General features: G+C 64.3%; 1 protein-coding gene. It reads left to right on the forward strand.

Annotation, left to right across the window (positions count from 1 at the left end; translation table 11 throughout):
- Positions 1–107 precede the first annotated feature (107 nt).
- On the forward strand, positions 108–12,420 hold a 12,313-nt coding region (locus MF6394_RS23050; protein WP_078467636.1), incomplete at its 3' end, for a non-ribosomal peptide synthase/polyketide synthase.

The raw sequence follows: 12,420 nt of genomic DNA on the forward strand, positions 1-12,420 counted from the left end.
AGCTCCCTCGGCGCCACCCATCCCCCCGCTAATTTTTCCCCGCCCGGTTCGTTTTATAGGGACGACGTGCCTTTGTGCTTCCCGCCTATTGCCCCGGATTCCAAGAAATGAATGCTGAAGACTCCTTGAAACTTGCTCGCCGGTTTATCGGGCTGCCCCTGGAAAAACGCCAACTGTTCCTGCAGGCCTTGCAGAAAGAAGGCGTGGATTTTTCAAGGTTTCCGATTCCGGCAGGGGTGGAGGTGGAGGACCGCCAGGCGCTGTCCTACGCGCAGCAGCGCATGTGGTTTCTATGGCAGTTGGACCCGGCCAGCGGCGCCTACAATTTGCCCGGCGCGGTGCGTTTAAGTGGCGTGTTGAGCCTGCCAGCGCTGGAGCAAGCGTTCGCCAGCCTGGTGGCGCGTCACGAAACCCTGCGCACGGTGTTCCAGCGTCAGGCCGATGAGCGGCTGGCGCAGGTGGCGGTGGAGCCGTCGGTGACCGTCGAGCACCTGGACTTCACCGCCTTGGCCTTTGATGCACGGGAGCAGGCCGTCAACGCCGCCGCCACCCGTCAATCGCTGTTGCCGTTCGACCTGGAACACGGGCCACTGCTGCGCGTGCAACTGCTCAAGCTTGCCGAGCAGGAGCACGTGTTGCTGCTGACCCTGCACCACATCGTCTCCGACGGTTGGTCGATGAATGTGCTGATCGACGAGTTCATCCGTTGCTATGACGCCCATGAGCGCAACGAAGCGCCCCAACTGCCGGCGCTGCCCATCCAATACAGCGACTACGCCCTGTGGCAGCGCCGCTGGCTGGAAGCGGGCGAGCAGGCGCGTCAGTTGGAGTACTGGCAGGCCCGCTTGGGTGATGAGCATCCGGTACTGGAACTGCCCACCGACCACCCGCGCCCGGCCATGCCCAGCTACCAGGGCACACGGCATAACTTCGCGATTGAGCCGGCGCTGGCCGCGCAACTGCGCAGTTGCGCGCAAAAACACAATGTCACTCTGTTCATGCTGCTGCTCGGTGCCTTCAATGTGCTGCTGCACCGCTATACCGGCCAGGGCGATATCCGCGTCGGTGTGCCGATTGCCAATCGCAATCGCACCGAAGTCGAGGGGCTGATCGGGTTCTTCGTCAACACCCAGGTGTTGCGCACCGAATTGAGCGGGCAAACCCGGGTTGCCGAGTTGCTGCAAGGGATCAAGGAGCACGCCCTGGGCGCCCAGGCTCATCAGGAGTTGCCCTTCGAACGTCTGGTGGAAGCGCTGAAAATCGAGCGCAGCCTGAGCCACACGCCGCTGTTCCAGGTGATGTATAACCATCAGCCGGTAGTCGCCGACATCGCCTCGGTCAGTACCGCATCGGGGCTGGAATTGGCCCTGGTGGAGTGGCAAGGCCGCACCACCCAGTTCGACCTGACCCTGGACACCTACGAAAAGTCCGGCACCCTGCATGCCGCGCTGACCTACGCCAATGACTTGTTCGATACGCCCACCATCGAGCGCATGGCCCGGCACTGGACCCGCCTGCTGCAGGCCATGGTGCTCGATGGCGAACAGCGCATCGGCGAATTGCCCATGCTCGATGCGGGTGAACAGCAACGGCTGGTTCACACCTGGAACCAGACCGCCGAGGCCTACCCGACCGAGCGCGGGGTTCATCACCTGATCGAAGACCAGGCGCGGCGCAGCCCCGATGCACCGGCACTGGTGTTCGGTACCACCACCTTGACCTACGCGCAGCTGGATGCACGCGCCAACCAGTTGGCCCATGCCTTGGGCGGGCAGGGCGTAGGGCCGGACGTGCTGGTGGGGATCTGCATCGAGCGCTCCATCGAAATGGTGGTTGGCCTGCTGGCGATTCTCAAGGCCGGTGGCGCCTACGTGCCCCTCGACCCTGAGTATCCCCAGGAACGCCTGGCCTACATGATCGAAGACAGCGGCATACAACTGCTGCTCAGCCAGCAGAGCCTGCTGGCGTCGCTGCCCGTCGCCGGTATCCAGGTGATTGCTCTGGACCATCCGGCGCTATGGCTCGACGGCTACAGCAGCGAGTCGCCGAACGTGGCCTTGCATGCCCTGAACCTGGCCTACGTGATCTACACCTCGGGCTCCACCGGCAAGCCCAAAGGCGCCGGCAACAGTCATCGCGCCTTGGTCAACCGCTTGAGCTGGATGCAGCAGGCGTATGGCCTGGGTGCCAATGACGCCGTGTTGCAGAAAACCCCGTTCAGCTTCGACGTGTCGGTGTGGGAGTTCTTCTGGCCGCTGATGACCGGCGCACGCCTGGTGGTGGCGGCGCCTGGGGAGCACCGTGAACCGGCGCGCCTGATTGACACCATTGGCCGGCACGCCATCACCACCTTGCACTTTGTACCCTCGATGCTGCAGGCGTTCATCCATGAACCGGGCGTACAGGCGTGCGCAAGCCTTACGCGTATCGTCTGTAGCGGCGAAGCCTTGCCCCTGGATGCGCAACAGCAAGTGTTCGCCAAGTTGCCGACTGCGGCGCTGTACAACCTCTATGGCCCGACCGAGGCGGCCATCGACGTCACGCACTGGACCTGCATCGACGAAGGCGCCGACAGCGTGCCCATCGGCCGCCCGATCGCCAACCTCGGCACCTACGTGCTGGACGCACAACTCAACCCGGTGCCGGCTGGCGTCAGCGGCGAACTCTACCTGGGCGGCGTCGGCCTGGCGCGCAATTACCACCGGCGCCCGGCCCTGACCGCCGAACGTTTTGTGCCTAGCCCGTTCGTGACGGGCGAGCGCCTGTATCGCACCGGTGACCGTGTGCGCCAACGCGCCGATGGGGTGATCGAATACCTCGGCCGTCTCGATCATCAGGTCAAGTTGCGCGGCTTGCGTATCGAGCTGGGCGAAATCGAAGCACGCCTGATGCAGCATCCACACGTGCGCGAAGCCGTGGTGCTGGTACATGGCAGCAAGCAGTTGGTCGCCTATCTGGTGCACGAGGGCGAGGCGCCAACGGACCTCAAAGCCTGGTTGCTCAGCAGCTTGCCGGAATACATGGTGCCGACGCATTTCATTGCGCTGCCCAAGCTGCCGGTGACCGCCAACGGCAAGCTCGACCGCAAGGCGTTGCCAGTGCCGGATGCGGCATTGCAACAGGCGTTTGTGGCGCCACAAGGCGACCTGCAAACGGCCCTGGCCGCCATCTGGAGCGACGTGCTGGGCGTTGAGCAGGTCGGCCAGGACGATAACTTCTTCGAACTGGGCGGCGATTCGATCATCTCCATCCAGGTGGTCAGCCGCGCCCGTCAGGCCGGCATTCGCCTGAGCCCGCGTGACCTGTTCCAGTACCAGAGCATTCGTAGCCTGGCGCTGGTGGCGCGCTTGGAGCAGGTCAGCTTGATCGACCAGGGCCCGGTCAGCGGCGAGGTCATGCTGACGCCCATCCAACACAGTTTTTTCGACCAGCCGATCCCGGCGCGGCATCACTGGAATCAATCCTTGTTGCTGGTGCCCGGCGAGGTGCTTGAGCCTGCACGCCTCGAGGCAGCGCTGGCGCGATTGACCCAGCATCACGACGCCTTGCGCCTGCGTTTTGTGCAGCAGGCTGACGGCTGGCAGCAGAGCCATACCGCCTATGTCAGCGAACCACTGTTATGGCAATGCCAGGCCAGCACCGACGCCGAGTTGGCGGCGCTGTGTGATGAAGCCCAGCGCAGCCTCGACCTTGCCCAAGGCCCATTGCTGCGCGCCGCGTTGGTGAACATGGCCGATGGCAGCCAGCGTGTGCTGCTGGTGATCCACCACCTGGTGGTGGATGGCGTGTCGTGGCGCATCCTGCTTGAAGACCTGCAACAGGCCTACCGCGAACAGGCACTGCCGGCGAAAACCAGTGCCTACCAGCACTGGGCGCAACAGTTGCACAGCCATGCGCAGACCCTCGATGAGCAACTGCCGTACTGGCGAGCTCAGTCCATCGACGCCGAACTGCCGTGTGATCACCCCGAGGGCGGTTTGCAAAACCGCCTGGGCGCCAAGCTGGAAACGCGCCTCGACGCCGAGCACACCCGCCGACTGCTGCAAGACGCGCCGGCGGCCTACCGCACCCAGGTCAACGACTTGCTGTTGACCGCCCTGGCACGGGTGATCAGCCGTTGGAGCGAGCAACCTGCCGCGCTTATCCAATTGGAAGGTCATGGTCGGGAAGACCTGTTTGACGACATCGACCTGAGCCGCACCGTCGGCTGGTTCACCAGCCTGTACCCGGTGCGCCTGCACGCCGAAGGGGAACTGTCGGCGGCGATCAAGTCGGTGAAGGAGCAACTGCGCGCCGTACCGAACAAAGGCATTGGCTACGGCCTGTTACGTTACCTCGGCACGCCTGACACCCGCGAAGCGTTGTCGATCCTGGCCGCGCCGCGCATCACCTTCAACTACCTGGGCCAGTTTGATCGCCAGTTCAATGAGTCGGCGCTGTTAGTTCCTGCCACCCAGGGCAGTGGGCAGGCCCAGGACCTGGAAGCACCGCTGGCCAACTGGTTGACGGTGGAAGGGCAGGTGTATGGCGGTGAGCTGGCGTTGCAATGGGGCTTCAGTCGAGAGATGTTCGAGGCGGCAACTGTGCAGCGTCTGGCGGATGAATACGCAGCCGAACTCAAGGCGCTGATCGAGCATTGCTGTGCCACGCCGGCAGGCCAGGTGAGCCCGTCGGATTTCCCGCTGGCACGCCTAACCCAGCCGCAACTGGATGCCTTGCCCGTGGCCGGGCCGGCCATTGCCGACCTTTACCCGCTGTCGCCGATGCAGCAAGGCATGCTGTTCCACACCCTGTTGGAACCCGAGGCCCAGGCCTACATCAACCAGTTGCGCCTCGACATCGACGGCCTTGATTTGCTCGCTTTCGGGCGTGCCTGGCAGGCCGCACTGGATCGCCACGACATCCTGCGTAGCAGCTTCCATTGGCTGGGCCTGGACAGTGCTCATCAGCTGATCCAGCGCCAGGTCGACCTGCAATTGCAAGTGATCGAAGACCCCGACGCCGATTTCGACACCCTGGCCCAGGCCGAACGCGAACGTGGTTTTGCCCTGAATGCCGCACCGCTGTTTCGCCTGACGCTGGTGCGCGGTGCCGGTGCGGCCTGGCACTTTATCTTCACCAGCCACCACATCCTCATGGACGGCTGGAGTAACGCGCAGTTGCTCGGTGAAGTCATCGCCCACTATGCGGGGCAGGCAGTGCCGGCGCCGCTCGGGCAGTTCCGCGATTACCTCGCCTGGCTGCAACAACAATCCTCGGGCGAAGCGTTCTGGAAAACCGCCCTGGCGGCATTGCCGGCGCCGACCCTGCTGGCGCAAGCGCTGCGCACGCCGATAGACGGGGCGGGCATGGCGGACCACCACGTGGCACTGGAGAGCGACTTTACCCGCCGCCTCGGCGAGTTCGCACGCCAGCACAAAGTCACCCTCAATACCCTGCTGCAAGGGGCTTGGAGCCTGTTGCTGCAACGCTACACCGGCCAGAACTGCGTCGCTTTCGGTGCCACGGTGGCCGGGCGTTCCGCGCCGCTGCCGGGGATCGAGCAGCAATTGGGCCTGTTCATCAACACCTTGCCGATCATCAGCGTAGCCTCGCCTGCCCAGTCGGCCGCGACGTGGCTCAGCGAACTGCAAGCGCTCAACCTCAGCCTGCGCGACCATGAACATGTGCCGCTCTACGACATCCAGGGCTGGGCCGGCCAGCAAGGCGCGCTGTTCGACACCTTGCTGGTGTTCGAAAACTTCCCAGTCGCCGAGGCGCTCAAGCAAGGCGCACCGGCCGGCCTGACCTTCGGTCGCCTGCACAACCATGAGCGCACGCACTATCCATTAACCCTGGGCATCGAACTGGGCGCCAGCCTACGCCTGGAATTCAGCTATGACCGTGCCCAGTTCAGCGAGGCGCAAGTGGCGCAGCTGAGCGCCAACCTGCACCACCTGCTGGCGCAATTGCTTGCAGACGCTCACATGCCGCTGGGCAACCTGCGCCTTCTCGACGCTCCCACGCAACGGCAGATGCTCGCCCTGAGCCGCTCGGCCGCAGCGCCCCAGGCCAACGAACGCGTGCATCAGCGTATCGCTGCCCAGGCCGAGGCGACGCCAGACGCCCTGGCTGTTCAGGCCGGTGACGCCAGCTTGAGCTACGCCCAGTTGAACCAGCGCGCCAACCGCCTGGCCCATCGCCTGTTGGCGCTGGGTGTCGGCCCCGGCCAACGGGTGGGCCTGGCTTCGCGGCGTGGCCCGCAGTTGATCGTCAGCCTGCTGGCAGTGCTCAAAAGCGGGGCGGCCTACGTACCGCTGGACCCTAAATACCCGGTTGAGCGTTTGGCCTATATGCTCGCCGACAGCCGCCTGGACCTGCTGCTCAGCGAAACCGGCTTGCTCGCCGACCTGCCTTTACCCCAAGGCCTGACCCACGTGGATTTCAGCGCCAGTGGCGACGAACTCACCGGCTACCCGGCGACCAATCCGCCTAATCACGCGGCGGCGGCTGACCTGGCTTATGTGATCTACACCTCCGGCTCCACCGGCCAGCCCAAGGGCGTGGCCATCGACCATGCCGCCCTCGGCCAGTTCTGCGACAGTGCCACGCTGTACAGCCGACTGAGCGCCGAGGACCGCGTGTTGCAGTTTGCGACCTTCAGTTTTGATGGCTTTGTCGAACAGTGCTTCCCGCCCTTGTGTGCAGGTGCCGCGCTGATCATGCGCGGCGATGAACTCTGGGATGCCGGGCAACTGGCGCAAGAAATCGTCAAGCAGGGCGTGACCCTGGCCGATTTGCCCGCCGCCTATTGGTACCTGTTGGCGCAGGAATGCGCCGAGCACCGTCGCTCCCTGGGAAAGCTGCGCCAGGTGCATGTGGGCGGTGAAGCCATGTCGGTGGAAGGGATACGTGCCTGGCATGCCGCGGGCTTGGGCAATGTGCGCCTGGTCAACACCTACGGGCCCACCGAAGCCACGGTGGTCTCCAGCGTGCATGACTGCCAATTGGCCGATGCCACCGACGCCTACGGCGTGCCAATAGGGCAGGCGATTGCCGGGCGCGCTCTGTATGTGCTCGACAGCGGCTTCGAACTGTTGGCCACCGACGGCGTGGGCGAGCTGTGCATTGGTGCCGAGGTGGGCTTGGCGCAACGCTACTTCGACCGTCCGGCGCTGACCGCCGAACGCTTCTTGCCGGACCCGTTTTCCGCCACGCCCGGTGCGCGGCTTTATCGCAGTGGCGACCTGGCCCGTTACAACGCGGCGGGTGCGCTGGAGTACGTCGGGCGTATCGACCATCAAGTGAAGATTCGTGGTCTGCGTATCGAAATGGGCGAAATCGAAGCCAGCCTGCAAGCCTTGCCCAACGTGCGAGAAGCCGCGGTGCTTGCGCAGCCTAGCGCCACCGGCGCGCAGTTGGTGGCGTACGTGGTGCCCGCCGAAGGCCAAGCGCTGGAGCCCCAGGCACTGGCGACACGCTTGCGCCAGACATTGCCGGACTACATGGTGCCCGGCCATTGGGTGGTCCTCGATGCCTTGCCGTTGAACCACAACGGCAAGCTCGACCGCCGCGCACTGCCCACCCCCGACCTGAATCAGGCCAGCGCCGCCTACGTGGCACCGCAAAGCCCATTGCAAATCCAGTTGGCGGCGATCTGGCAAGCAGTGTTGCAGGTCGAGCAGGTTGGCCTGGAAGATCACTTCTTCGAACGCGGCGGCCATTCCTTGCTAGCCACCCAAGTCATCTCCCGGGTGCGCCATGACCTCAAGCTGGAAGTGCCGTTGCGGGCCCTGTTCGAACAGCCGACGCTGGCAGCCTTTGCTGCGGCTTGCGCAGGCGTGCAGGTCGATACGGCGCCCGTGATCCAGGCAGTTGGCCGTGACCAGCCGCTGGCGTTGTCCTTTGCTCAGGAACGGCAGTGGTTTCTTTGGCAATTGGACCCCACCAGCACGGCCTATCATGTGCCCACCGCCTTGCACCTGCGCGGTGGACTCGACATCGCGGCGCTGGAGCGCGCCGTCGAGGCCCTGGTGCAGCGCCATGAACCGCTGCGCACCACCTTTGTGGAGACGGGCGAGCACACTGTGCAAATCATCCACCCAAGCCTGGCAGTGCCGGTTGAACAACAAAAGGTCGACGCCGGCGCTATCGAGCAGGCAGTCACTGAAGAGATCCAGCGCCCGTTCGACCTGCGCAACGGCCCGCTGATGCGCGTCAAGTTGCTGATCGTCGCGCCTGATCACCACGTGCTGGTCATCACCCAGCACCACATCATCTCTGACGGCTGGTCGATGCAAGTGATGATCGACGAGTGGGCGGCGCTGTACCAAGGCGACGCAGGCTTGCCGGCCTTGCCGATCCAGTACGCCGACTATGCCCAGTGGCAGCGCGACTGGATGGCGGCTGGGGAACAACAACGCCAGCTCGATTACTGGTGCGCTCGTCTGGGTCACGAACATTCGCTGCTGGACCTGCCCCTGGACCATCCACGCCCCGCAGTGCAGAGCCATCGTGGCGCGCGCCGCCAGATTCATCTGGAGCGTGTGCTGTTGACTGAACTCAAGGCCCTGGCCCAGCGTCAGGACGTGACGCTGTTCATGCTGTTGCTGGCTTCATTCCAGACCTTGCTGCACCGCTACAGCGGCCAGTCACAGCTACGTGTCGGCGTACCGGTCGCCAACCGTAATCGCTTCGAAACCGAGCGACTGCTGGGCTTTTTCGTCAACACCCAGGTGCTGCAAGCTGACGTGCACGGGCAGATGCCGTTCGAACAGTTGCTGGCCCAGGTCAAGCTGCGTGCCCTGGAGGCGCAGGCCCATCAGGACCTGCCGTTCGAGCAGCTCGTGCAAGTGTTGCAGCCCGAGCGCAGCCTGAGCCATAACCCGCTGTTCCAAGTAATGTTCAACCACCAGGACAGCCTGCGTTCAGCCCCGGTGCAATTGCCCGGCCTGACTTTGCAGCCAGTGGATTGGGCCGGTCACAGCACGCAGTTCGACCTGAACCTGGAAACCGAGGAATCGGTGGACGGTCTCTGGGCCTCGCTGACTTACGCCACGGATCTGTTTGACGCGGCGACCGCGGAACGCCTGGCCGAGCATTGGCAAAACCTGCTGCGTGCGGTCCTGCAGGATGCCTCGGTGGCCTTGGACGACCTGGCGATGCTCAGCCCGTCGCAATCGCAGCAAATGGTGCACGACTGGAACCGCAGCGACACCGACTACCCACGCGAACGCTGCGTACACCAGTTGTTTGAGGCCCAGGCCGCGGCGCAACCCGACGCCATTGCGCTGCACTTCAATGACGAGCGCCTGAGCTACGGCGAATTCAACCGCCGCGCCAATCGGCTGGCCCACCGTCTGATCGACATGGGCGTCGGCCCGGACGTGCTGGTGGCGGTGCACGTGGAGCGTTCCTTGGACATGGCGGTCGGCTTGCTCGCGACCCTCAAGGCCGGTGGCGCTTATGTGCCGCTCGACCCGCAGTTTCCGGCAGAGCGCCTGGCCTACATGCTTGAAGACAGCGGCGCCCGGGTATTGCTAACGCAACCGCACCTGCTGGGGCACCTGGCTCAGCCGCACGGCGTGCAGGTGCTGATGGTGGCGGATGCCGGCACAGCGCAGCACAACCCTCAGGTTGCCGTGACACCGGAGCATCTGGCCTACGTGATTTACACCTCTGGCTCCACTGGCAAGCCCAAAGGGGTGATGGTTCGTCACAAGGCGCTGTGCAGCTTCACCAGCGGCATGGCCGGCACGTTGAGTATCGGCCAGGATGCGCGGCTGTTGTCGCTGACCACCTTCTCGTTCGACATCTTCGCCCTGGAGCTGTATGTGCCGCTGAGTGTCGGCGGTACCGTGTTGCTGAGCACCCAGGCAACGGCCCTCGACCCCGAGGCGATCCTCGATCTGGCCCAGCGTGAGGCGGCGAATGTGCTGCAAGCCACGCCTTCGACCTGGCGCATGTTGCTCGACAGCCCACGGGCTCATTCACTGCGTGGCATCGCCTGCCTGTGCGGTGGCGAAGCGCTGCCCGTCGATTTGGCCCAGCGCATGCTCGACCTGCAAGGCCCGCTGTGGAACCTCTATGGCCCGACGGAAACCACCATCTGGTCGGCGGCTCATCGTTTGCATCAGGCATTGCCGTTCGTTGGACGGCCCATCGCCAATACCGGCTTGTTCATCGTCAATGCCGGTCTCACGCCATGCCCCCAAGGTGTGTCCGGTGAGCTGCTGATCGGCGGTGTGGGCCTGGCGCGGGGTTACCACGGGCAGCCGGCGCTGACCGCCGAGCGCTTCGTGCCCAACCCGTTTGGGGCACCGGGCGAACGGCTGTACCGTACCGGCGACCTGGCACGCTATCGCGCCGACGGCGTGGTGGAATACATCGGCCGTGTCGACCATCAGGTCAAGGTCCGGGGTTTCCGTATCGAACTGGGTGAAATCGAAGCCTGCTTGCGTGAGTTCGACGGCGTACGCGAAGCCGTGGTGCTGGCCGATAACGACCGGCTGATCGCTTACCTGGTCAGCGCCGCGCCGCAGGCGTCGCAGGTCTATAAAACCGCGCTGCGCGAGCGCTTGCCGGACTACATGGTGCCCGCGCAGTGGCTGTTCCTCGACAGCCTGCCGCTGACCCCCAACGGCAAGCTCGACCGCAAGGCACTGCCCAAACCGGATGCCAGCCTGTCGCTCAAGGATCATGTGGCGCCCGTCACCCCGCGTGAGCAGCAGGTGGCGGCGATCTGGGCCGAGGTACTGGAATTACCCCAGGTGGGCCTCGACGATCATTTCTTCGAGTTGGGCGGGCATTCATTGCTGGCCACGCGGGTGGTGTCACGGGTGCGTCAGGCCCTGGGGCTGGAAGTCCCACTCAAGTCCTTGTTCGAACAGCCGCTGCTGGGTGATTTCGTGCGGGCCTTGGGCGAGGAGGGCGTCACCGCGCCTGCGCTGATCAAGGCCGACCGCACGCAACCTCTACCGCTGTCTTATGCCCAGGAGCGCCAGTGGTTCCTCTGGCAACTGGACCCGGCCGGCGCCGCGTATCACATCCCCAGCGCCTTGCGTTTGCAGGGGCCGTTGGACCTGACCGCGCTGCAAGAGAGCTTCGATAGCTTGATGGCTCGCCATGAAAGCCTGCGCACGTATTTCCGTCAGGACGCCACCGGCGCGGTTCAAGTCATTGACGCCCAGAGCCGGGTCGATATCGAGCAGGTCGACAGCGATTATGCCGGCCTCAAGGCGCGGGTCGCGCAGGTGGTCGCCCAGCCTTTCGACCTGCTGCGTGGGCCGCTGCTGCGGGTTACCTTGCTGCGCCTGGCCGAGGACGACCATGTGCTGGTGCTGGTGCAGCATCACATCGTCTCTGACGGCTGGTCGATGCAGTTGATGGTCGAGGAACTGGTGCAGGCGTATGCCGCTAACAGCCAAGGCCAGGACGTGCAATTGCCGGCGCTGCCGATCCAGTACGCCGATTATGCCGTGTGGCAGCGCGATTGGATGGAGGCCGCAGAGCAGGCGCGTCAATTGGCCTACTGGCGTAAGCAATTGAGCGGCGAGCAACCGGTGCTGGAGTTGCCGTTCGACCACCCGCGCCCAGCACAGCCAAGCCATCGCGGCGCACGCTTGGGTATCGAGTTGCATCCTGAGTTGTTGGGCAGATTGCGCGCATTGGCGCAGCACGCTGGCGTCACACTGCCGATGCTGCTGCTGGCGTCTTACCAGGCGTTGCTGCATCGCTACAGCGGCCAGGAGGATGTGCGCGTGGGCATGCCGATTGCCAACCGCAATCGCCTGGAAACCGAGGGGTTGATTGGCTTCTTCGTCAACACCCAAGTGCTCAAGGCCGATATTCACGGGCAAATGAGCACCGAGCAATTGCTGCATCAAGTGCGTCAGCGTTCCCTGGAGGCCCAGGCTCACCAGGACCTGCCGTTCGAACAGCTTGTGCAGGCATTGCAGCCGGAGCGCAGCCTGAGCCTGAGCCCGTTGTTCCAAGTGTTGTTCAATCACCGTGTGAGCGCTGCCGACAGCCATCTGCATCGCCTGGCCGACCTGCACGTGGAAGTCCTGGATCTGGACGAAGGCGTGGCCCAGTTCGACCTGGCGCTGGATGTGGAAGAAAGCCAGACGGCCCTGCGTGCCTCCCTGAGTTATGCCACCGACCTGTTCGCCGTGGCGACCATCGAACGCATGGCCGGGCACTGGCAGAACCTGTTGCGGGCAATGGTGGTCGACCCACAGCAGCCCATCAGCCAATTGAGCCTGCTGGGCGAGGACGAGCAACAGCAGATTCTTGAGCTGTGGAACCAGACCGACGCCGGTTTTTCAGCCGAGCGCCTGGTGCACGAATTGGTCGGTGATCGCGCCCGGGAAACCCCGGACGCGGTGGCGGTGAAATTCGATGCTCAAACCCTGAGTTACGGCGAGCTGGATCGCCAGGCCA

The sequence above is a fragment of the Pseudomonas sp. MF6394 genome (assembly GCF_002018845.1).
Lineage (GTDB): Bacteria > Pseudomonadota > Gammaproteobacteria > Pseudomonadales > Pseudomonadaceae > Aquipseudomonas > Aquipseudomonas lactis.